The sequence below is a fragment of the Pedobacter lithocola genome (assembly GCF_042650845.1).
Classification (GTDB): Bacteria; Bacteroidota; Bacteroidia; order Sphingobacteriales; family Sphingobacteriaceae; genus Pedobacter; species Pedobacter lithocola.
Genome location: NZ_JBHSBW010000016.1, coordinates 220468 through 243754, shown reverse-complemented (window position 1 = coordinate 243754; position 23287 = coordinate 220468). Strand labels below are relative to the sequence as shown.

Genomic DNA, 23287 nt, shown 5'->3' with positions numbered 1-23287 from the left:
TTATAGTCCTCATTGCCGCTTCGCTTTCATTCCGGGCTATACGCTCTGTCGGGTTTAATTGGCAAAAAAATGTAATTCTTATTTTAATGAGCACGTAATTTGATGAAATATTATCATGAAAATGCTAACCCTTCAAATTGCATTTTTATACAAGATTCTCTGCACAAAGATTGTATTTTCATAGCCGCACAACCTGTTGTTTTTAAACCCGATAGGAGTGAAAAGCCCACAGCGAAGCGAGGACTTGTAACGAATAGCGGGGCTGGTTTAGCCATTAATTACTAGCGTAAATTTTCAATAAATTTTAAAAAAATATTAATCTCGGTGTGGAATTTGTATTAAACCAACATCATTACAACACACACAAAAGAAAAATAAATATGAAAAAGTTAATAGCAATTGCACTTGTTGCATTTTTTGGTTTATCTACAGCGATGGCTCAACAAACAGATTTACGCCGCAAAATTAATGTTAGTGGTACCGCAGAAACTGAAGTTACTCCAGACATTATTTACATCAGTATTTCGCTTAAGGAATATTTAAATGGAAAGAAAAAAATAGAAATTACCGATTTGGAAAAACAACTTTATGCAGCGGTTCAAAAGGCTGGAATTGCTAAAGAAAACTTAACCATTAGTAATTTAAGTAGCTGGAATTACGCAACAGAGAAAAAGAAAAACCCCGATTTTTTGGCGAGCAAACAATACCGCTTAAAGGTTACTGACTTATATAAATTTGACGGGATATTGGAAGCAATTGACCCTAAAGGAATTGCAAGCACAAATATTGAAAGTTACGATTACTCGAAAATTGAAAGCTTAAAAAAAGAACTTAAAATTAAAGCATTACTATCGGCAAAAGAAAAAGCTGCCTATATGGTAGAGGCACTTGGCGATAAGTTGGGTGGTGTAATAGAGATACAGGATGGTGGCGACAATGTTATACAACCTGTTTACAGAAACTACATGATGAAATCTGCAATGGCCGATACAGAAGCCGCTCCAGAAATAGATTTCAAAAAAATTAAGCTAAATTTTACTGTAAACGCTGTTTTTGAAATTAAATAAACGATTTAATACTCAGTTTAACGCTTTTTAAAACCTACCGGAACATTTTGGTAGGTTTTTTGTTAAACAGACATTAAACACTAAAAAAATTAAACATTATGAAAAAATTTATTTACACTTTAGCTCTTATTTTTAGTTTAGGAGTTAGTTTTAACTCAGTTCAAGCTGCCGAAAAAGCTAAAAACCCTACAGAATTAACTACTGAACAATCTTTAAAGTTAGAAAAGATTAAAACTCGTGTTGAAGAAATCAGAGACATGGATAAATCTAACTTAACTAAAGCAGAACGTAAAGCTTTACGTAGCGAATTAAGAGAATTGAAAGGTCAGGCTCGTGCAGTTTCTGGAGGTGTTTATCTTTCAGTTGGTGCAATTATCATCATCATTTTATTATTGATTTTGATTCTGTAATTCTCAAAGCATTCAAAATACATCTATCTATAAAAACGAAAAGCTTTGCAGCAATGCAAAGCTTTTTTTGTTAAGCCACTTTTTTAAAGTTTGTAATTAGGTAAGCTTAATAGCTAGATTTTGTATTGGACTAAACGCACTAGTTTTCGTTTTTCCTCATTTAAAGGAGAAGGATGCACTAACTTTAAATAAGTTTCGGCTTTCAAAGAGTTAAGTCTAATCAATAATATCAAATCCTGTATATTTTCTCAATACCTCTGGTATTACAATTCCGTTTTCTGTTTGGTAATTTTCTAAAATCGAGGCTACAATACGAGGTAAAGCTAAGGCACTACCATTTAATGTATGTGCTAGTTGCGCTTTACCTTCTTTTCCTTTGAAACGAAGTTTTAATCGGTTTGCCTGATAGGTTTCAAAATTCGATACAGAAGAAACTTCTAACCAACGCTCTTGAGCGGCACTCCAAACTTCCATATCGTATGTCATTGCAGAAGTAAAGCCCATATCGCCACCACACAAACGTAAAACGCGGTAATGCAAACCCAATTCTTGCAATAAAGATTGAACGTACTTGCTCATATCTTCTAAGGTTTCGTAAGATTTATCAGGATGTGTAATTTGCACAACTTCAACTTTATCAAATTGATGCAAGCGATTTAATCCCCGAACGTGGGCTCCGTAAGAACCTGCTTCTCTTCTAAAACATGGCGTGTAAGCCGTATTTTTTATTGGTAGGTCTTCCTCTTTTAAAATAACATCACGGTATAAATTGGTAACAGGAACTTCAGCTGTCGGGATTAAGTATAAATCATCAACTGTTGAATGATACATTTGTCCTTCTTTATCTGGTAACTGACCAGTACCAAAACCAGAGGCGGCATTAACCAAATGCGGCACCTGCATTTCTTTATAACCGGTAGCAGTTGCATGATCCAGAAAGAAATTTATTAAAGCACGTTGTAATCTCGCTCCCTTTCCTTTATACACCGGAAAACCTGCACCTGTGATTTTAACACCCAATTCAAAATCTATAATATCATACTTTGCTGCTAATTCCCAATGTGGTAGCGCTTCTGATGACAATTCTGCTGGCTTTCCGTGTAAATAAACAACTTCATTTTCTTCGGCGGTAGAACCAGTAGGCACCAAATTGTAAGGTAAATTAGGCAGCTGTACAACCAAATTAAACTGATTCTGTTCAAGTTCACTCAGTTTTTCGGTAAGGTTTTTAATATTCTCTTTATGTGTAGTAGTTTGCGCTTTTACAACATCTGCTTCATCCTTTTTCCCGGCTCGCATCAAATCACCTACTTGTTTAGCGGCTGCGTTTGCTTCTGCAGAAATACTATCAAGAGAAGTTTGTGTTGAACGACGTTCTTCATCAATCTTGATGATTTCATCTACCAATTCTGGTTGTTTAAAGTTACGTACACTTAAACGTTCTAAAACTTTCTCTCTATTTTCGCGGATATAATTAACTTGCAGCATTATTTTAATTTTTTCACAAAGATAATAATTAAGTCGTCATTGCGAACGTGGTGTGGCAATCTCTCTCAATAAGATTGCTTTGTCGTTCCTCCTCGCAATGATGAACTCTTGATACTATGGAAGGAAAACTATTTCTCGTACCAACGCCAATTGGCAATCTAGAAGATATGACCTTTAGGGCTATACGCATTTTAAAGGAGTGCGATTTAATTTTAGCCGAAGATACCCGTACAAGTGCGCCAATGCTTAAACATTTTGGTATTGATAAAAAGGTGTTTGCACACCATCAACATAATGAGCATAAAGCAACTTCAGAAATTATTAAATTTTTAAATGAAGGACAAAAAATTGCTTTAATTTCTGATGCAGGCACTCCGGCAATTTCCGACCCAGGTTTTTTCCTGGTACGCGAAGCGATAAAAAATGAAATCCCCGTAGAATGTTTGCCTGGTGCAACTGCCTTTGTTCCGGCACTTGTAAATTCTGGTTTACCAGCCGATGCTTTTTGCTTCGAAGGATTTTTACCAGTTAAAAAAGGGCGACAAACAAAGTTTAAAAAGCTTGCCGAAGAAGATCGTACCATTATACTTTATGAAAGTCCGCATCGTTTACTGAAAACATTAGAAGAATTTGCACAATATTTAGGTGCAGACAGACAAGCATCAGTAAGCCGCGAATTAACTAAAATGTTTGAAGAAACTGTACGTGGAACATTATTAGAAATAAAATCACATTTTGAAAACAATACTTTAAAAGGAGAATTTGTAATTTGCATTGCAGGGAAAACAGCTACAAAAAGCAAAAATAAATATGATGATGCTGAAGAGTAGATTTATTAACTTAGTAAAATGGAAAGCTTAATTTCAAATAATTTACCAGAGATAAAAAACCTTTTAATTAAATATGATGTAAAGGAGGCTTATCTGTTTGGAAGTGCAGCTAAAAATAACCTAAAAGCTGATAGTGACATCGATTTTCTAATTAACTTTTCTAATAAATCAGACTTTGAAAGTTATGGAAATAATTATTTCAACTTACTTTATGCCTTGCAAGATTTATTAGAAAGAGAAGTTGATTTAGTTGCCGAAGAAACATTAAGCAATCCATATCTAATAGAAAGCATTAACCAAAGCAAAATTCAGCTTCTATGAGATTATTAGAAGAAAAAAACTTCTTACTGATATAAAGATTTCCATAGAATCCATCTATGAGCATTTAGATAATAATTTTGATTTTGAAGTTTATAAAAACAATAAAACGAAAAGAAGAGCTGTAGAAAGAGAGCTGGAGATTATCGGTGAGGCGATTAACAAATTGCTTAAGATAAATCCAGAAATCATTATTTCTTACTCAAGACAAATTGTTGATTTACGAAATAAAATAATTCATGCGTATGATAATGCAAACAACATTGTTCTATGGAAAATTATAATTAAAGACATACCAATTTTACAAAAGGAAGTAAACAATTACCTTCAATGAAATTTTTAAAAACATTATGATTAGCATAGATAGATTTTTAAGTGACGAGCAAGACCCAAAAGCGGTTGAAAAAGTTATCGGAAAATTAAACGACCTTTTAACCACAGGCGAAGAAATATTATACCTAGCAGTGCAGAAAAAGCCTGCTGTAAACTTATTACCTGATAGCATTGCCATTACAAACAAGAGAATTTTTTATTGTGAACCCGGCAACTTAGGTTTAACCATGAATTTTAAAGACATTTCATGGAAAAGCGTTAAGGAAATATCTTTTAAAGAAGAATTATTTGGCTCGAAGTTTATTTGCGTTCCGCAGCATGGCGAAAATATTGTAACCGAGTTTATCCCGAAAACACAAGCGAGAAAATTGCATCAGGCAGCGAACCAACAGTTAGAAGAATATAAAGAATTGTTGCACAAACAAAAATTGGAAGAAAACCGTGAAATGGCTTCAACAACGAACACTATACCACAACCATTTGCAGATTTTGCTACAATCGAAACGCCAATAACTGATGAGCCTGAGCCACTTCAAATAGCAGAAGTTGTAGAAGAACCTGAAGACGAGGCAACATTAAAACTCAGAAAGCTAAAAACTTTATACGATAAACATCTAATAACCCAAGAAGAATATGAAGCAAAAAAATCGGCAATTTTAGATAGTTTGTAATATTCGAGTGTCAAGTTGAGCTTGTCGAAACGCTTAACCTTCTTCGACAAGCTCAGAATGACAAATCTCCTTAACAATGAATAAGAACCAAACCTATTCCCTAGCAATATTAAGCGCTTTTCTACTTTGGCTAGCCTGGCCGCCAATGCCATTTACAGCGCCATTACTATTAATCGCTTTAGTTCCATTGTTTATTTCAATAGAAAGTATTGCAAATAGCGGAATAAAAAAAACTGGGAAAAGGATTTTTTTGACTGCCGGCTTAACATTTTTAATCTGGAATACCGCATCAACCTATTGGGTTTATAATGCCATCAGCTCTTACAATGAAACATTTGTAGCTATACCAGTTTCATTAATTCCTTATTGTTTAGGCGCATCATTAATGACTTTAGCCTTCTGGTTGTATTACAGATTAAGCAAATACGTTAATAAAAACATAGCTTATTTAGGATTAATCTCTTTTTACATCGCTTTAGAATACTTGCAACAAACCTGGGATTTAGCTTTCCCTTGGATGACATTAGGCAATGGCTTCGCAGCAATGCATCAATTGGCTCAATGGTATGATTATACCGGAGTTTATGGTGGCTCACTTTGGATATTATTAAGCAACATCTTAGCCTTCGAAGCTTATAAGAAGTTTAAAAATCAATCAGGATTTTTAAAATTTAAACCTGTAGTAATTTGGGCCTTGGTTGTCATTATTCCTGCCGCAATTTCTTTAACAAAATATTTTAATGCGGTAGAGCAAGGCACACCAAGCAATGTGGTGGTGGTTCAGCCAAACATCGACCCATATAAAAAACTTGAAGTCATTCCACCTGCAGAACAAATTCAAATTCTAACACATTTATCCGACTCTATCGGACAAACAAATACAGAATATTTCATTTGGCCCGAAACTGCAATCCCCAATTATGCAGATGAAGATAGAATTAGAAGCAATCCCGATTTCCTTACCTTACAAAACTTTTTAAGTAAGTACAAAAACGGAACATTAATAACAGGCATAGAAAGCATTAAATGGTATCAGGATAAAAAGACGGTTTCGGCAAAAAAATATCCTGATGGCATGTATCTCGATAATTTTAACTCTGCCATGCAAGTTGAAAATTCGGCTAAAGTAGAATTTTACCATAAATCAAAACTAGTTCCCGGTGCCGAGAAAATGCCCTTTCCACAAGTATTTTCTTTTCTTGATGGTGTATTTTCTGAGCTTGGTGGAAGTGTTGGTGGTTGGGGCTGGCAAGATAAACCTAGCGTTTTATATGCTCAAAGCGGTATAGGTGTTGCGCCTGTTGTTTGTTATGAAAGTTTATGGGGCGATTGGATTGCGCAGCAAGTAAAAGATGGCGCACAGTTTATCGCCATAATTACAAACGATGGCTGGTGGGGAAATACTTCTGGTAAAGATCAGCATCAAATGTATGCCAAACTACGAGCAATTGAAACCCATCGCAATATTGCCCGATCGGCAAACACAGGCATCTCTTCATTCATCAATCAACGTGGCGATGTAACGCAGAAAACAAAATGGTGGACTAGAACCGCTATTAAAGCTGATATAAACTTAAATGATGAGATAACACTTTATGTTAAAGTTGGTGATGTTATTGCAAAAGTTTTAAGCGTATTAGCCATCCTGTTAGCATTAGTAATTCCTTATAAAAAATGGGTAAAAAATGATAGATCTGCTAGCCCAACAATATAGCTTTGTTTTATATTCTAGAAATACAATTTTAGATTATATTAGAACCATATCAGAGGAAGATTTTTTACAAGAAAATAGCAATTTTGGCAGAGGTTCTATTCGCAATTTGTTGGTTCATATTTGTGATACTTATTCTGCCTGGATTGGTGAAAGGGCTTTAAATACATTTGTTGCTTACAAGCCCTTTGAAGAATATAAAAACCTAGACGCATGTATTGCCTACTTTGATGTAGTTAACACTTATCTAAATGATTTTTTTACATCATACGCAGATAATTATAATGTCAGTCTAAAAATTATAAGGCATGGACAAATAATTGAGGTAAGTCCACTTAAGTTATTTACCCATGTAACAACGCATGAGTTTCACCATAAAGGACAAATTATGTCTTTAAGCAGGCATTTAGGTTATATACCTGCCGATGCTGATATTATTCGTTAAACTAATATGACTTCAAAACATACCTTTAGGATAATTTTTTTAATCTTTTTTCTGCTGCTAAACATTGGCTGCGACCAAATTTCTAAAAATATTGTAAGAAACAGAATTAGCGATTACGAGCATATAAGCATTATTAAAGATACCTTTACCCTTACTAAAGTAGAAAATAGCGGAGCGTTTTTAAGTCTTGGCGACCAAATGCCTTACGTTTTTAGATTGATAATTCTTTCGGGTTTACCGCTTCTATTTTTAGGCTATGGCTTGTATTACCTTTTTTCTAATCGCAACCTGCCTGGCACAATGCAAATTGCTTTATGCTTTTTAATTGGTGGAGGCATTGGAAATTTATACGATAGAATTGTTCATGGCTCGGTAACAGATTTTATGCATCTCGACTTTAAAATTTTTGAAACGGGGGTATTTAACTTTGCCGATATTTCGATAATGATTGGGGTTGGTATTTTATTATTTCAATCGATAAAAGGCAAAATTAAACATAGAGTTGTAATCGAAAGAGACTAAAATCTTCGATTAAAAATTACAAATTCTTAATGTAGATAGTATTTTATCAACGAACTTATAATTATCTTTATGTGTTAAAAATCTTAAATCAACTCTTAAAAAATTCACAATGAAAAGAAATGCAACAGCCGTATGGCAAGGTTCGGGTAAGGAAGGCAAAGGAAATTTGACAACCCAAAGCACAACTTTAAGCAACACACAATATTCCTTTGGTTCTCGCTTTGCTGAAGGTGTAGGTACAAATCCTGAAGAATTAGTTGCCGCGGCACATGCAGGTTGTTTTACCATGGCCATATCCTTTAAAATTGACGAGGCAGGTTTTACAGCCGAAAACCTGGAAACCAAATGTGTTATAAATTTAGATCCTGCACAAGGTAAAATCACAGAATCTCACTTAACATTAATCGCTACTGTACCAGGTTTATCTCAAGAAAAATTTGATGAATTAGTGGCTGATGCGGAAAAGAACTGTCCTATTTCAAAATTACTGGATACTACTATTTCTGTAGATGCTACACTAGTATAAAATTTAATCTTGTTGAGCTAGTCGAAAACTTTTTAATGTTTTGGTTAGCTCAACATGATAATTATTGCTTTATATCAAATCGAAAGCCCTTGCATATTGTGCAATTTCGTATGATGTTTTCGCATTTAGTTTATCTCTGATATTTCTCCTGTGTGTATCAACCGTAGTAGAAGAAATATGCAATTCAGAAGCGATTTCAATTGAACTTTTACCTAAGGAAATTTCTTTTAGAATTGTTTTTTCACGCCTGCTTAATTTGGAAAAGTTCCCAACGTTATTTCTTAAAAAGTTATTTTCTTCCAATAATTTATCGGCTTTTGCAGCCATATGATGCATGGCATCAATAGGAATTGAAATTGTAATGGATAAGACAGGTTTCTCATCTTCATCACGCAAAAATATTTTGGTGCTTGATAAATGCCATTGCCAGCCATCATTTTCAGGAAACTTTAATTGCTGGTAATAACTAAGTGTATCTTCTTTATTATTAGCATGCATAAATGCACCTATTTTCGGAACGTAATCTTTAGCATCCTCTTCATTAAAATATCTTGAATAATATTCTGCGTTGGTTAAATTACAAACTTCATCTTGCGTTAGTTTAAGTTGTTTTAAACCTCTTTCGCTCATGTAAACAACCGTCCAATTTTCTGTTTCGTGAATAATTACTACCCCAGGAATTTGATTAAAGCCTTCTGCATGTTGATCTATCAACGATTGCATTTCAGCAGTAAGTGTGGGTTTATGATGATTAAACATGAGGAGCGTTAGGTTTAATGATTTACGCTAAAATACTCAAAGTAAAGTAGATAGCAAAAAACCTAATGCATTTAATGACTTATGTCAAGTACTTACCAACAATTGGCATTCGCCTACCCATTCCGAAAGCCTTTGGCGATACCCTTAAAATTGGTGGTGTTTGGTAGCGCTTAAATTCTGCAACATTTACCATTTTTAAAATTCGTTTTACCAAAACTTCATCAAAGCCTTTAGCAATTAATGCTGTAGATCCTTGTTTTAATTCGATGTGCTCATATAAAATTTTATCCAAAATGTCGTACTCAGGAAGCGAATCTGAATCCTTCTGATCTGGTCTCAATTCTGCCGAAGGCGGTTTAACAATCGTATTTAATGGTATAATTTCTCTTTCCTTATTAATATATTTTGCCAATTGAAAAACCTGCGTCTTATAAACATCACCAATAATGCCAATTGCTCCACACATATCGCCGTACAATGTTCCATAACCAACAGCGCACTCACTTTTGTTAGATGTGTTGAGCAAAATATAGCCAAATTTATTGCTCATAGCCATCACTATCGTTCCACGAATTCTGGCTTGAATATTTTCTTCTGTTAAGTTAAATGGTAAACCTTTAAATGCTGGGGCCAATATATTATCAAAAGCTGCTGCAACATCTTTTATCGGGATAATTTCGTGCATGCAACCAATATTTTCAACCAAATCCAATGCATCCTGAACAGAATGATCAGAAGAAAATTTTGACGGCATTAAAACAGCCATTACATTTTCTGCGCCCAAAGCCCTGCAAGCTAAAGCGCAAACTACTGCAGAATCTATTCCTCCAGATAAACCTAAAACTGCCTTTGTAAATCCAGATTTTTTAAAATAATCTTGAATACCAAGTACCAAAGCATCATGAATTTGTTCAATATCTGTTAATCTTTCTGGCTGAGGATATTTATTTCGAACATTTTCTACCTCGGCTAAATCAAACACCTGTAAATCTTCTTCAAAATATTTCATTTCAGCCTTCATAGCGCCATCGGCATCAAAAACTAAAGAACCTCCATCAAATATAATTTCGGTTTGTGCACCAATTTGATTGACATAAAACACCGGCAAATGGTATTTCGTTGCATTATCAGAAAGTACTTTAATTCGTGCATCATCATGGGTGTAAGAAAAAGGCGATGCAGCTATATTTATCATCAAATCGGGCTGCTGCTTAATTAAATCATCCATCGGATTAGACACATATAATGGATTATCATTGATATTCCATAAATCTTCACAAATGGTTAAAGCAATCCTTTTGCCTTTAAAATCGATACAATTAAATGTTGTAGCTGGTTCAAAATAACGATATTCATCAAACACATCATAAGTTGGAAGCAAAGTTTTTTTTGCAATAGATTTTACTTTTCCATCTTCAATAAAATAGGCAGCATTAAATAAATCTTTACCCTGTAAAACATCGTTTTTTATGGGTAAACCAACAATACAAGCAATATCTATACAATGCTTTGCAATTTCTTGCGCCGACTGTTCACATAGTAAAATAAATTCTTCTGACTCAAGAAAATCTCGTGGTGGATAGCCACAAATTGCCAACTCTGCGAATACAACTAAATCAGCACCTTTATGCTTAGCTAACTGAATATTGCTAATTATTTTTTGTGTGTTAGATTCGAAATTGCCGATATGATAGTTAAGTTGCGCTAAAGCTATTTTCATGTTAATTTTAATTACCAATTTACTAAATCGAAAAGGATTTTAAGCTGTTCTTCCCTTTTTGATTTATCTTCAAATTTATAAATACTCTGATAATAAATCGTGTTTAGCCTGATATATAATTGAGAGAGCGGCTTAGTGATAAAACTTGTGCAGACTTGCAATTTAATTTTTTATTGTATTTGAATTTGCTGAGCACTTTTCTCTAATTTTGATACTAATGAAAGATAAAATAACACAAAAGCCCTTATACTTAATTTGCCTGTTTGCACTAATCCTGGTATCATGCAAGCAAAGCAATCGCCCTGATGTAAGCAATATAAATGTTGATGTAAAAATTGAACGATTTGATATTGATTTGTTTGCAGGAAAAGGTAAAAATGTAGCACAAACTGATGCTGTACTTCAGAAAAAATATAATTTCTTTTACGATGATTATATTCATAAAATGGTTGGAACGCCAGAATATAGTAATCCTGAGATAATAAACACGCTATATAACGACACAGCTTACAGCGATTTAATGAAGGAGGTACAAAGCGTTTATCCAAATCTTAAACTACAGGAAGAAGGCCTAACTGAAACTTTTAAATACATAAAATATTACTATCCAAATATCAAGGTACCTCGTTTCATTTCATTTGTTTCGGGCTTTTCGTACCCAACTCCAATTGGAGAAGGTTACCTGGGAATTGGCTTGGACACTTTTTTGGGTAAAGACAGTAAATTTTATCGAGGGATTGTAGAAAGTGTTCCACTTTATTTGTCTAGACGGTTTACTCCGGATAATATTGTGCCTCGGGTTGCCGAAACTTTTGCTCATGAAGAACTTTTCACTGAACCGGATGGAAACAGAACTTTATTATCAAAAATGATTTTTCAGGGCAAGATACTCTACTTTCTTGATGAGGTTTTACCAGAAAGCGTTGCCGACTCAACAAAAATTGGTTACACTTCAAATCAATTAGGATGGGTACAAAATTTTGAACCAGATATTTGGGCATACTTTTTGGAAAACAATACCTTGTATGAAACAGATTACCAGAAAATTCAGGTGTATTTATCTGATGGACCATTTACTCCAGGATTAGGCGAAAACCGAGAATCGGCACCAAAATTAGGCGTGTGGACAGGCTGGCAAATTGTTAAGAAGTATATGAAAGAGCATCCGGATGTTTCCTTGCAACAGTTAATGACAAATAACGATGCACAAAAGATTTTAAATGAATCGAAATATAAACCAAAGAAAAAATAGGTTGTGGCTTTTTTTATTTAATGTGTATTCAAATTTCATCAATATATCCGTAACAAATCGGCATTCTTAAATCTAACACCAAGACTACTTCTACATATATGAAAGTTGGAATCGTATTATCAGGCGGGGGAATTAGAGGAATTGCGCACCTTGGTGTGCTGAAAGCATTTAGCAATTTAGGTATTACTTTTAGCCACATCAGTGGCACGAGTGCTGGTGCAATAGCAGGAGCCTTTTTCGCTGCCGGTATCGACCCGGAAGAAGGCTTAAGCATTTTTTTGAAAACCAAACTTTGGCGTTTCATTAGACCAGCAGTTGGTTCTTTAGGTTTGATTAACATCGAAAATACCTCGCAAATTCTTAAAGAATATTTCCCCGAAAACTCTATTGAAAAATTAAAAATTCCGCTAACCATTGCAGCCGTGAATTTTAGTGAAGGTAGGTTAGTTTATTTTACAAAAGGACCGCTGATTCGTGCAATTCATGCTTCAAGCTGTATTCCAGGTATTTTTAAACCGATAATGATTGATGGACAAATGTATGTTGATGGTGGAATTTTGAATAATTTTCCGGTAGAGCCTTTGATGGGAGAATGTGATTTTATCATTGGCTCTTCTTGTAATCACCTTAAGCCTGTAGATAAAATCACCGGAATAACCAATTTAATGGGCAGAGCAGGCATCATGTCAATCAACCATGATATGGAGCGAAAGGCTAAATTTTGTAATGTGGTTATAGAGCCAAAAGGATTGGGTGCTATAAGTACTTTTGACATGAAAAGAGCAGAAGACATTTACTGGTTAGCACACGAAGAGGCATTGATAACCATCAAAAATAGTCCTACCATTTCGGAATTGATTACAAAATGATAGAAGAGAATACTGAGGTTTTTGTAGTAAAAACCGCATTAATATTCTGGCAGAATTTAATCTTTCTAATTACATTTTTCATAATAGAATTTGGTTTGATGACCACTTTCCATCCAAAAAATATAGGCTATATCTTATTGATTTTTGCAGGCGCTTTAGCTGCGGGATATGCTTTATCTGGTATTGCAAAAAGTAAAGCAAAAATATACTTTAAAGATGGAAAAATTGTAATCGAACAAGATAATAGCTTTATTAAAAGAGGTGTTGATATGACCTTTGATCTTAATGATCTCAGAGGGTTTGAAGTTGGTGAAGTGAATACCCGTTATGATACTTCATTAATACTTTACAAAAAGGATTTTAGTACATATCGTTATCTTTTGGCAAATACAAAAGAAAGTGGTAAACTAAAAAACTTTTTAGCTCAACATTTACCGTTAATTACAGCGAAATCCAATCCTAAATTTAATAGCTTTAAAAAAGCTTTTTGGTTTGCATTAATTAATATTTTAATTCTTTTTCTTTTTACAACCTTAGTTTTTAGTGTAATATCCTTATTTAATAACTCTAACAACTTTTTATTGGCATTAACAATTGGGCTTTTAATTGCGCTATTATTCTGGCATTTCGTCACGAAAAAGAGTTTGAAAAGAAACTATTTTCGTCTCTCTTCAACATCAATCTTAATACTGCTTTTCCCTGTTATTGCAGTTATTCTATTATTTCCAACAATAAAGTGTTTAAATGAATTAACAAATAAACCGCAGAGTATATTATATCCGAAAGAAGTATTTCTTCATAAAAATGAAAAGTTTTTTTACATTAAAAATATTCAAGGAAGCTTAGATAATATTATTGCCAGTTATAAAGTGGGTACCAATTCAAGAAAAAGTTCCGTATTTCCTGTAGCACATTATATTGAAACTCGTGCAATAGATTTAAATAATAACTTTGATAACGTTTGGCTACGAAAGGAATCTGAACAAAAAATCAGTAAATCCATCTCTACCGAAGGCAGGACTTTTTTAATTACTGAATTCCAGCAAAAGGCACAAAAAGATTTTGAGCATATGTTAAAAAACAAGGCAAGTTTTTACAGAGTTATACTTATCAGAATGGACAATACTCCTTTAGCAATTTTAGAGCCTTACTATACCTCCTTAAGAAGCTATAAAATTGATGTACAAAAACAATTGGTCTACTTTATTGGTGGCATACTTTTGCTGCTTGGAATTGGAAGCTGCATAATTGCCTTTCATCGATAAAATAACTTATTTCAACTTCACCAATCTTTCACCCTCTAAAACAGGAATTGCACTGCAAGTATTTAACTGTAAACAAAACACAACATCATCCTCAATATTTAGTTCTGCAAGTCGGTTACTATGAGATGATTTATGAAGATATTTTCTCAAATCATCTTTTGCTAGTAAATATAAATCTTCTGCAGCAACGCTAGAATCATCGAAATGTTCGAAATTTTTGCGAAGTTTATTTACAACTGCTCCCGCAAATAAGGTATCTTCTAAGTTGAACTGATCTTTCCAACCAGCACAAAGCAGTAGCACATTTTTATTCTGACTTTGTAAATAATCACAAAGGGAATCTAAATTCAAGAAAGCGCCAATTACAACCTGATATGCTCTTTTATTTGCTAAATGCAAAGCTTTAGTTCCGTTAGTGGTTGTTAAAACAATCGTTTTGCCACCAACTTTTTCTTTGGTATAAGAGAATGGCGAGTTACCAAAATCATAGCCATTAACAACCTCACCATTTCTTTCTGCAGCCAGCAGATAACCTTTATCTGCATATTTCAAACAGTCTTCTACGTTAGCTACGGGTATTATTGCTTCAGCACCATTTTCAATACCATAAGTTATGGAAGATGTTGCTCTTAAAATATCTATAACAACAACAATACTATCTTCGATATCGTATAAATCGATTAAAGCAGGTGTTAAGCAAACTTCTATTTTTTTTGACATTTTTTGAGATTTGAGTATTGAGATTTGCGATATGTGATTTAAAAACATTTTGCTCTCAAATCACATATCTGATGTCTCAAATCTTATTTATAAAAAGGGAATTTAACGACTTTAGCCTTAATAGGTGTGTTGCGAATATTGATGAAAATCTCTGTACCTTCTTTACTGAAATCTTTAGTTACATAGCCCATTCCGATTGCCTTTTGCAACGATGGCGCTTGCGTTCCAGAAGTTACTTTTCCAATGATGTTCCCTTCTGAATCGGCAATTTCATAATCATGGCGAGGAATACCTCTATCAATCATTTCAAAACCAACCAATTTCTTCTGAATACCAGCTTCTTTTTGTGCTAATAATGCTTCAGAATTGGTAAATGTTTTTGTAAATTTTGTAATCCATCCTAAACCAGCTTCAATTGGAGAGGTGCCGTCATCTATATCATTTCCATATAAACAGAAGCCCATTTCTAACCGCAATGTATCTCGAGCGCCCAAACCAATAGGTTTAATATTATAAGCTTTACCTGCTTCAAAAATTGCATCCCAAATTTTATCGGCATGTTCGTTATCAAAATAAATTTCGAAACCGCCAGCACCTGTGTAACCTGTTGCAGAAATTATAACATTACTTACTCCGGCAAAAGTACCTTTTACAAAGGTGTAATATTCCATTGATGCTAAATCCACATCAGTTAAAGTTTGTAAAGCATCCGCAGCTTTAGGTCCTTGAATTGCCAGTAATGATGTTTTATCAGAAATGTTGTGCATCTCTACATCTTTATCATTAAACTGCTTAATCCAGTTCCAATCCTTTTCTATGTTTGATGCATTTACCACCAACAGATAGCTTTTCTCATCTATACGATATACCAAAAGGTCATCAACAATACCACCATCTTTATTGGGTAAGCAGGAATATTGAACCTTACCATCATATAATTTTGAGGCATCGTTACTTGTAACCCTTTGAATTAAATCTAACGCATTTTCACCTTTCAAAATAAATTCACCCATGTGGCTAACATCAAAAACACCCACACCATTACGAACTGTTGCATGTTCTGCATTTATACCCTCGTAAGTTACAGGCATGTTATAACCTGCAAACGGAACAATTTTAGCTCCTAAAGCAATGTGTTTTTCTGTTAATGCGGTGTTTTTCATTCGTTTTTTATGATTTTTCTATGGTGCTAAAAATGATTCTGTTACTTAGTGCGATAATTGTGGCACAGTAAATTAACATGAATTTTGGTTATCTAAAGCTTGCGGCAAAACTACTAAGAAATTGGCATGTTTTAAAGCAAAATTTAAAAGCCATCTATATTGTTTCTAAAGGAATTTTATACACATATGCTATCAAGCAATGATAAATAATTATCCAGAATAAATGTTTTATCAGCTTTTCTTAGCTCCTAATTAACTCTTCATAAATCTTAAGCATTTTTGAGGAGATTAGATTAATACCGTGGTCGTTTTCTACTGTTTTACGAGCATTTTCTCCAATTTCCATCCATCGTTTTGGATTAATAATGCATTGTAAAATTGAGCGGTAAAATTCATCAGCAGAATCGGCAATTAAAATATCATGCCCATGTTTGCAGTTTATACCTTCGGCGGCTGTTGTTGTTGCAATGATACATTTTTTCAAGGCCATTCCTTCGATAATTTTAACCCGCATGCCTGTTCCAGAAATTAAGGGTACAATCATAATCGCCTTCGAATTCATAAATTCGACTGCATCAAAAACCTCACCTTCTACAATTAGGTTATCCGAATCGTAATCGAAAAAGTGTTTTTGCATATTTTTGCCCGCAATGTAAAACCTGAGGTCTTTATTTAGTTTCTCTATATCCGGCCAGATGTCATCCAGAAACCATTCCAAGCCTTCTTGATTTGGTCGCCAATCCATAGCACCCAAATGAAACAGCGTTGGGAAACTGGTTTTCGTTTTATCAACCTTATACTTTTCCAAATCGATGGCAACCGGAAAAACAGACATTGGTACTTCGCAACCAAAACGCAAAATGCTTTGTCTATCGGGTTCACTTATGGCAAATATTTGATGGAAACGATTAATCTGCTCCATTTCATAGGCCTTAAGCCTGTGCGATAGAAATGCCAGATATTTACGCCTGATAAGAAAATTTTCTGAATGAGAACGTCGTTCCCACATTGTAAATTCGATATTATGCGCTCGGTAAATTAATTTGGCGTTACTGTTTGCCTTAACAATATCAAGGTAAGGCACAACAAAAAGCCCTTCGAATTGTATGATATCAAAACTATTCTCTCGAAGTAAACTTTCCAACTGTCGGGCGGCTTCCTCTGTGTAATACCTGGAAACATTATAAGATTCGTTTGTGAAAATATTAAAAAACGCCGACCACATCGTTACTTCGGTATCTAAATCGTGTGTATGGGTTTTTACCGAATCAAAAACAGGGTCGGAAATATCTTCTAAATCTAACCTGGCATTTGCAGGGTTTAAGCTGAACAAAGTGATATCTGCACCAAGCTGTAGCAGGCCTTTCATGGTGTTGTAAACCACAATTGGATAACCACTATTTGGCGGGAAGGGAATCCGCTTAGTAATTAACAGAATTTTCACAATGTGGTGAAAATACGAAAATTAGACTGCTTTTGAAAACAAATTAAGTTGTGGGTCGCTTACATTAAATGTTTTACGATGAAATGGCGATAAGCCAATTTCTATAACCGCTTTACGATGTGAAATTGTAGGATATCCCTTGTTTTGTTGCCAATTATAATGGGGATAATCTGAATGAAGATTTGTCATATATTCATCGCGATGCGTTTTCGCTAAAATAGATGCTGCCGCAATGTTTAAATATTTTCCATCGCCTTTTACAATGCAACTGTGCGGAATTTGAGCATAAGCTTTAAACCGATTACCATCGATTACTAAATATTGGGGTTTACATTGCAGCTTTTCAATTGCCCGGTGCATAGCAAGAAATGAAGCATTTAGAATATTTATTTTATCAATTTCATCGTGGTCGCATGATGCAACTGCCCAAGCTAAGGCTTCTTTTTCAATTACTGGTCTTAGTAATTCTCGTTGAACATGAGAAAGCTGTTTAGAATCATTTAAGCCATCTAAGGTGAAGCCTTCAGGTAAAATTACAGCAGCAGCAAACACCGGACCTGCTAAGCAACCTCTACCGGCTTCATCACAACCTGCTTCTAAAAACTCTTCCTGAAAACATCTTAACAACATGTAATGTGATTTTAATTCTAAGCAAAGATAACCGCCTTACCTTAAATTATGGAATATTATGTTTCCACATAAACAACAAACATGGAAAAATAGTAGAATCTATACTGTTACATTCTGTCCTTTAACATCAAAGGCATCGCGTAAACCTATTGCCAAAACATTAAAAGCGTATACTGTTAGCATAATTGCTAAACCAGGTAAAACGGCTAAATATGCAGCATCCATAATGATGTAACCAAAGTGCTCTTTTATCATGCTGCCCCAACTTGGCATTGGTGGTTGAGCACCGAAACCCAAAAAGCTAAGTCCAGTTTCTAGTAAAATGGCAGAAGCAAAGTTTGCCGATGCTACAACTAAAATTGGCCCTGCTATGTTGGGTAAAATGTGTTTAACAATTGTACGGGTTGTGCTAAATCCTAAAGCTCGGGCTGCTTCTACAAACTCAACTTCTTTTAATGCCATTACCTGCCCGCGAACCAGTCTGGCTACATCTACCCAAGTTGATAAACCAACAGCTATAAAAATTTGCCAAAAACCTTTACCTAATGCAAAAGATATAGCGATAACCAGTAATAAAGAAGGTAAAGACCACACCACATTCATGAACCAACTAATTGCGGCATCAACCTTTCCACCAAAAAAACCTGCAATTGCACCTAAGCTTATGCCAATAATTAGTGAAATTAGTACCGCCATTAAACCTACTGAAAGCGAAACTCTAATCCCTAAAATTAAGCGACTTAATAAATCTCTACCATAAATATCAGTTCCTAAAAGAAATGTTTTGGTGTAGATATTTTTTTTAGCAAAAAGCATTTGGGGTGTTCCAAGTTTCGATATTACCACACAACTTGGGCAAAGTTCTCTCAAATCATACTTGGTTTCTTCGGCCTTTTCATCCTCACCAATATACTCTCTTACCAATACAGTTTTGTTTACAATTTGATATGATGTAATCGGTATGCTTTTAAAATCAGGCTCTTGTCCGTAAAGCATTTTTTGGAAAAAATTAACCTTCTTAACTTTGGTATTTCTGCTTACAATTAAAAATTGAAAGCTTTGTCCGGGTTTTTTGTTGGTTAATTGTAAATGCATAACGTTAGCATTTGGCGAGTTGTCTGGCATAATTAAATAACCAAGAATACCAATTAACATTAAAAGCAAAATAAAAATTAAGCCGCCTAAAGCGAGTTTGTTGCGCTTAAATTTTAACCATACCTTTTTCGATGGGCTAATATCCATTACCTAACCATTCTGCCTTTCCAATTGTATTTACCGCTGTTACCTGCAATGCCGATGTATATGATATAAAGTATGTGCAGTACATTTAAAACAGGGATTAAAATCATCAGGCTGCGTCTTTTCGCGAAGCCTGTTACGTTCCATAAAAATAAGCTTTCTAAAAGCATTTTAACCAACAATTGATAAAAGGTAATGCTCATAAAACCAGGCATAAATAAACCTGCAATAAAATTAACCAAAATACTGATGTTAAAAACCCAGACAAATACACCTAAAACGATGATGGCTTTATTTTTATAACGCGTACTTTTTGATGCCCAGCGTTTCCTTTGTTGAATAAATGAACTTAAATTTTCTTTAGCATGCGTATATACAACCGCTTCTCTGTTTTTTAAGAAACCAATTTTTTCTGGATATTTTGCCGCAATTTTGTGTAGTAATAATTCATCATCTCCAGATGCCAAATCATCAATACCCTGAAACCCGCCAACCTCGTAGAAAGTAGATTTTTCGTAGGCCAAATTTGCGCCATTACAAGTTGATGGTGCTTTGTTACCAATGGTTGATGCACCTAAACCTATCAGATATAAAAATTCTAATGATTGCAATCTCTCGAACAAATTTTTCTCTTGAAAATATGCCACTGGAGATGAAATCATTTTCAAATCCTCTGTTTCATAAAATTCTATAATGGTAGCCAACCAATCTTTGCCCATTCGGCAATCTGCATCGGTTGTAATAATTAAATCGCCCAGGCAGGTTCCAATAGCTGTTTGAATTGCCTTTTTTTTGTAAGAATTTAAAGCCCTATCCTCATTAAGTTTTATAAGTTTAACATTCCTATCAGCATATGCTAAAACAATATCAGCGGTATTATCGCTCGAATGATCATCGATAATAATAATTTCTGTGAGGTTTTTAGGATAGTTTTGCGCTATTAAATCTTCAATGGTTTTACCAATATTTTCTTCCTCATCCCTAGCTGCAACTATAATAGACACATTTGTTTTTGGAGCTATATTTCGAGGTGTAAAGTATACTAATTTATGCCATCCTCGGATAAAGCTTAAAACTAAAATTCCATAAACCAAGGTTAACGCTGCCGATAAAAGACTAATTAGATTTAGGTGTGCCAAAAAAATTGAGTTTAAAAACGAAATAAATGCCTAAGATAGCAGGAATAATAATATTTATCAGCCAAATACTTGCCGTACATGCAATAACTGCTACATCATGATTGGTTATATAGCCAAAAAAATATGATGCTGTTACACTCCTAATGCCTACATCAAACAAATCTAAAGAGGGTAATGTAGATTGAACAAAAAATAAAATGCTTATCATCATTACAATATCTGCATAGTGCAAACCTGGTATTAACCAGATAAACAGGATGAAATATTGAGAACTGAAAACTACATAACGAGCCAAACAAAAAAGTAATATTTTAAAAAGTTCGGCTTTTCTGTATCTACCTAAAATGCTATAGAACTTTTTATATTTTCTAGTAAATTTTATAGATAATAAGATGCCATTAAGCCATTGAATATTGAAATAAAAGATGATAAAGAATAGACAAAAAACCACTACCAAAATCTGAATAGCAAAAAATAGCCGGTAATCTAAATCGATAAATCGATAAATAAAAGCACTTAAGGCTATTGCGCCAAAAATATTGGTTAAAACCAACTGACCAATATTGCCGACAGCCATAGCCACAACACCAATAACTCTTCTTTTTGGCGATAAAAAGAAAACTCTACCGCCATATTCGCCTAATCGGTTTGGCGTAAAAATAGCTAAGGTTAATCCACAGAAAACCGATTCTATTGCTCGATAAAAGCTAATGCTTTCTATCCGGCTCATTAATCTTTTCCACTTTGCTGCTTCCAAAAACCAGTTTACAAACATTAGCAAAAAGACTAGGCCTATAACGCAAATAATTTCTATTTGCGGTAGATTGCTTAAAAGTGCTTCGAAATTTTGAAGGTTTTTATTCGCAACTATTTTATGAGAAATAAACCAAAACGCAAATACTACGATTACAGCTTTAATTACGATCGAGAATATTTTTTTGTTTCTGGCTGTCAAGATTATCTGTTTCTTTTTGCAAATATGCTTAATATTGCTGTAATGTTGAACGAAAAAAAGGAACGTATAATTATGGGTATCGACCCAGGCACCGCGGTGATGGGTTATGGCGTAATTTTAGAGAAGGGAAATAAAACAGAATTAGTTAGTTTAGGTGTGGTAAAAATGACCCATCTAGAAGATCCCTTTTTAAAACTTCAACGAATTTTTGAAAAAACTGTAGTGCTAATTGATGAATACAAACCAGATGTATTAGCTATTGAAGCTCCGTTTTATGGAAAAAACATTCAGGTATTATTGAAATTAGGCAGAGCACAAGGCATTGCAATTGCAGCAGCATTATCAAGAAATGTTGCGGTAACCGAATATTCGCCGAGGAAGATAAAGCAATCCATTACTGGGAATGGTAATGCCACAAAAGAACAAGTTGCAGCGATGTTGCAACGTTTATTAAATTTTAAAGAAACACCTCAATTTTTAGATGCTACAGATGGTTTGGCGGTTGCAGTTTGCCATTCGTTTCAAAAAATAACTTCTGGCGGTAAATCTAAAACCTATTCTGGCTGGGAATCTTTCGTTACCGATAATAAAACAAAAGTTAAAGGTTTAGCTGTTAAGATAAAAAAGTAAAATCTTACGAAGTACGAATAATTTACATAGGATAAATTGATTCGCACCTCGTTAATTACTGTTCTAGCTATTGGCGTTGATTTGCCAAATTTTTAGTTGCTAGTTCTATGGCAGATTTATTTTTTCTTACAAAATATCTAATTGTAAAAAACATTCCAATCCCTATTGCAAAAATCATCCACAGATTAGTTAATGCGAGAATAATTTCTTTAAAAATTGTCCAGCCATTTGTAATGCTCAGCCAGAGTCTGTTCGCAAAAGCAGGTCGGTAATCGTAAAGATTATCGTTAGCCACAATCATCGTTTTTACCTTATTATCTTGATAAAAATTAAGCGTAATGGTACTAAACCTAACTTTTGAATCGATGCTCATGTTATCGATTTTTCTGTCCACATAATCGTCGTTCAGAGCTATTGAGGTTTCAACATTTTCTACTTTTTTGGATGAAATTTTACCAATTTGTTTAGATGCTGCTACCCTATTGCGTGCCTTCATCTTATTGGCTAAATAGGCGATGCTTTGATCATCCATCTTCATTGAGGAACTATTTACAAAAACAGCCATTTTTGAAATGGTGTTGGTAAATTCATCTAATTTCTCTGAGGGAACTTTGGCTACTAAATATCCTTCCGTTCGGTATGAAGTAATTTCTTTTAACGAATCGGTAGATTGTTTAATTTTATCGGTTTCTTGGATGTTACTTTGAATAGAAAATTCTGCAACCGTTCCACCTTGCGCTTTAATGGTTTCGCTTAAGCGTTCTTTAGTATGCTGCACATCTTTAACCCTGAAACGCATATCAGCAGTTTTGATAATTTTTGATGTAGCGGTATCAATTCCTTCTTTATTTAATTCATCGATGCTCATCGCATCAGCACTTTCAGCTTTTCTTTCAGCATTTTGGCAGCCAAACATGGTTACAATTATGGCAATAGCAATTATATTCCTTTTCATGATTTTGTGGTTCTAAAAAATTAATCATTTTAAAATATTGCTTCAAATGGCCATTAGAAGTTGGGCGTTTCGGTTAGATTAACAGCCCTATTTTCCCTTTATACAAAAAAGTGTTTTAGGTAACCCATAATTGTTTTCGGCAGGAACTCATCTTTAATATATTCTTGGCTAGAACCGCTATCGGATGATATACTGTTGAAAATATTTTTTCAAAAAAACTTAATAA

At 34.2% G+C, this 23287-nt stretch carries 25 protein-coding genes; 14 read left to right on the top strand and 11 right to left on the bottom strand.

The features are described from left to right. The first annotated feature begins 380 nt into the window (after positions 1-380). Both ACFOWA_RS19125 and ACFOWA_RS19120 read left to right on the top strand, forming a co-directional pair. Positions 381-1067 carry an SIMPL domain-containing protein gene (locus tag ACFOWA_RS19125; RefSeq protein WP_378988423.1) on the top strand — a complete coding sequence of 229 codons (687 nt, stop codon included), beginning with the start codon at positions 381-383 and terminating at the stop codon, positions 1065-1067. Between the two features lie 98 nt (positions 1068-1165). Beyond that, the gene (locus tag ACFOWA_RS19120; protein WP_378988420.1) at positions 1166-1477 is read left to right on the top strand and encodes a hypothetical protein; all 312 of its coding nucleotides are present in this window, start codon (positions 1166-1168) and stop codon (positions 1475-1477) included. A 216-nt stretch (positions 1478-1693) separates the two neighbouring features. Here the strand turns inward: ACFOWA_RS19120 and serS are convergent, their stop codons facing one another. After that, complete coding sequence (gene serS, locus ACFOWA_RS19115; protein WP_378988418.1) at positions 1694-2965, bottom strand: serine--tRNA ligase; 1272 nt, start codon at positions 2963-2965, stop codon at positions 1694-1696. Positions 2966-3081: 116 nt separating this feature from the next. On the opposite strand from serS, the gene rsmI reads away from it, so the two are divergent. From rsmI to ACFOWA_RS19075, 8 genes are all read left to right on the top strand, one after another. Beyond that, positions 3082-3795, top strand: a complete 714-nt coding sequence (gene rsmI, locus ACFOWA_RS19110) for a 16S rRNA (cytidine(1402)-2'-O)-methyltransferase (protein ID WP_378988416.1) — start codon at positions 3082-3084, stop codon at positions 3793-3795. 18 nt (positions 3796-3813) lie between these two features. Beyond that, entirely contained in the window at positions 3814-4116 is a 303-nt protein-coding gene (locus ACFOWA_RS19105) for a nucleotidyltransferase family protein (protein WP_378988414.1), read from the top strand. Position 4117: 1 nt separating this feature from the next. Next, a complete protein-coding gene (locus tag ACFOWA_RS19100; protein ID WP_378988929.1) occupies positions 4118-4447 on the top strand; it encodes a HepT-like ribonuclease domain-containing protein in 330 nt (109 codons plus the stop codon). Positions 4448-4463: 16 nt separating this feature from the next. Continuing rightward, complete coding sequence (locus tag ACFOWA_RS19095; RefSeq protein WP_378988412.1) at positions 4464-5117, top strand: PH domain-containing protein; 654 nt, start codon at positions 4464-4466, stop codon at positions 5115-5117. Positions 5118-5193: 76 nt separating this feature from the next. Beyond that, positions 5194-6831, top strand: coding sequence for an apolipoprotein N-acyltransferase (gene lnt, locus ACFOWA_RS19090; RefSeq protein WP_378988410.1), 1638 nt, complete (start codon positions 5194-5196; stop codon positions 6829-6831). Next, positions 6803-7273: a DinB family protein gene (locus tag ACFOWA_RS19085; protein ID WP_378988408.1), complete on the top strand. Its 471-nt coding sequence runs from the start codon at positions 6803-6805 to the stop codon at positions 7271-7273. Before lnt ends, ACFOWA_RS19085 begins: the two co-directional genes overlap by 29 nt. 6 nt (positions 7274-7279) lie before the next feature. Continuing rightward, positions 7280-7795 carry a signal peptidase II gene (gene lspA, locus ACFOWA_RS19080; protein ID WP_378988406.1) on the top strand — a complete coding sequence of 172 codons (516 nt, stop codon included), beginning with the start codon at positions 7280-7282 and terminating at the stop codon, positions 7793-7795. Between the two features lie 109 nt (positions 7796-7904). After that, the gene (locus tag ACFOWA_RS19075; protein ID WP_378988404.1) at positions 7905-8321 is read left to right on the top strand and encodes an OsmC family protein; all 417 of its coding nucleotides are present in this window, start codon (positions 7905-7907) and stop codon (positions 8319-8321) included. A 69-nt stretch (positions 8322-8390) separates the two neighbouring features. Here ACFOWA_RS19075 and ACFOWA_RS19070 read toward each other — a convergent pair whose 3' ends face one another. Both ACFOWA_RS19070 and ACFOWA_RS19065 read right to left on the bottom strand, forming a co-directional pair. Next, complete coding sequence (locus tag ACFOWA_RS19070) at positions 8391-9080, bottom strand: helix-turn-helix transcriptional regulator (protein ID WP_378988402.1); 690 nt, start codon at positions 9078-9080, stop codon at positions 8391-8393. Positions 9081-9159: 79 nt separating this feature from the next. Further along, positions 9160-10800 (bottom strand): NAD+ synthase, encoded by a 1641-nt coding sequence (locus ACFOWA_RS19065; RefSeq protein WP_378988400.1) that lies wholly within the window; start codon positions 10798-10800, stop codon positions 9160-9162. A gap of 217 nt (positions 10801-11017) precedes the next feature. Between ACFOWA_RS19065 and gldB the strand changes: the two genes are divergently transcribed. The 3 genes from gldB to ACFOWA_RS19050 all read left to right on the top strand — a co-directional run bounded on the left by gldB (position 11018) and on the right by ACFOWA_RS19050 (position 14186). Continuing rightward, positions 11018-12052: a gliding motility lipoprotein GldB gene (gene gldB / locus ACFOWA_RS19060; RefSeq protein WP_378988398.1), complete on the top strand. Its 1035-nt coding sequence runs from the start codon at positions 11018-11020 to the stop codon at positions 12050-12052. A gap of 98 nt (positions 12053-12150) precedes the next feature. Beyond that, positions 12151-12921, top strand: a complete 771-nt coding sequence (locus tag ACFOWA_RS19055) for a patatin-like phospholipase family protein (RefSeq protein ID WP_378988396.1) — start codon at positions 12151-12153, stop codon at positions 12919-12921. After that, on the top strand, positions 12918-14186 hold the full coding sequence (locus ACFOWA_RS19050; RefSeq protein ID WP_378988394.1) for a hypothetical protein: 1269 nt from the start codon (positions 12918-12920) through the stop codon (positions 14184-14186). Before ACFOWA_RS19055 ends, ACFOWA_RS19050 begins: the two co-directional genes overlap by 4 nt. 6 nt (positions 14187-14192) lie before the next feature. Here ACFOWA_RS19050 and ACFOWA_RS19045 read toward each other — a convergent pair whose 3' ends face one another. The 7 genes from ACFOWA_RS19045 to ACFOWA_RS19015 form a co-directional block, all read right to left on the bottom strand. Next, positions 14193-14906: a 2-phosphosulfolactate phosphatase gene (locus ACFOWA_RS19045; RefSeq protein WP_378988393.1), complete on the bottom strand. Its 714-nt coding sequence runs from the start codon at positions 14904-14906 to the stop codon at positions 14193-14195. A gap of 83 nt (positions 14907-14989) precedes the next feature. Then, positions 14990-16069, bottom strand: coding sequence for a glycine cleavage system aminomethyltransferase GcvT (gene gcvT / locus ACFOWA_RS19040; protein WP_378988391.1), 1080 nt, complete (start codon positions 16067-16069; stop codon positions 14990-14992). A gap of 241 nt (positions 16070-16310) precedes the next feature. Beyond that, positions 16311-17513: a glycosyltransferase family 4 protein gene (locus ACFOWA_RS19035; RefSeq protein WP_378988389.1), complete on the bottom strand. Its 1203-nt coding sequence runs from the start codon at positions 17511-17513 to the stop codon at positions 16311-16313. A gap of 21 nt (positions 17514-17534) precedes the next feature. Next, complete coding sequence (locus ACFOWA_RS19030) at positions 17535-18143, bottom strand: ribonuclease HII (RefSeq protein ID WP_378988387.1); 609 nt, start codon at positions 18141-18143, stop codon at positions 17535-17537. A gap of 99 nt (positions 18144-18242) precedes the next feature. Beyond that, positions 18243-19385 (bottom strand): ABC transporter permease, encoded by a 1143-nt coding sequence (locus tag ACFOWA_RS19025; RefSeq protein ID WP_378988385.1) that lies wholly within the window; start codon positions 19383-19385, stop codon positions 18243-18245. After that, on the bottom strand, positions 19385-20521 hold the full coding sequence (locus ACFOWA_RS19020; protein WP_378988383.1) for a glycosyltransferase family 2 protein: 1137 nt from the start codon (positions 20519-20521) through the stop codon (positions 19385-19387). The genes ACFOWA_RS19025 and ACFOWA_RS19020 overlap by 1 nt, the downstream gene beginning before the upstream one ends. Continuing rightward, on the bottom strand, positions 20499-21476 hold the full coding sequence (locus ACFOWA_RS19015; RefSeq protein WP_449302295.1) for a hypothetical protein: 978 nt from the start codon (positions 21474-21476) through the stop codon (positions 20499-20501). The genes ACFOWA_RS19020 and ACFOWA_RS19015 overlap by 23 nt, the downstream gene beginning before the upstream one ends. A 42-nt stretch (positions 21477-21518) precedes the next feature. On the opposite strand from ACFOWA_RS19015, the gene ruvC reads away from it, so the two are divergent. Next, positions 21519-22106 carry a crossover junction endodeoxyribonuclease RuvC gene (ruvC, locus tag ACFOWA_RS19010; protein WP_378988927.1) on the top strand — a complete coding sequence of 196 codons (588 nt, stop codon included), beginning with the start codon at positions 21519-21521 and terminating at the stop codon, positions 22104-22106. Between the two features lie 67 nt (positions 22107-22173). Here ruvC and ACFOWA_RS19005 read toward each other — a convergent pair whose 3' ends face one another. Next, positions 22174-23061, bottom strand: coding sequence for a DUF4349 domain-containing protein (locus tag ACFOWA_RS19005; RefSeq protein ID WP_378988379.1), 888 nt, complete (start codon positions 23059-23061; stop codon positions 22174-22176). Positions 23062-23287: the final 226 nt, after the last annotated feature.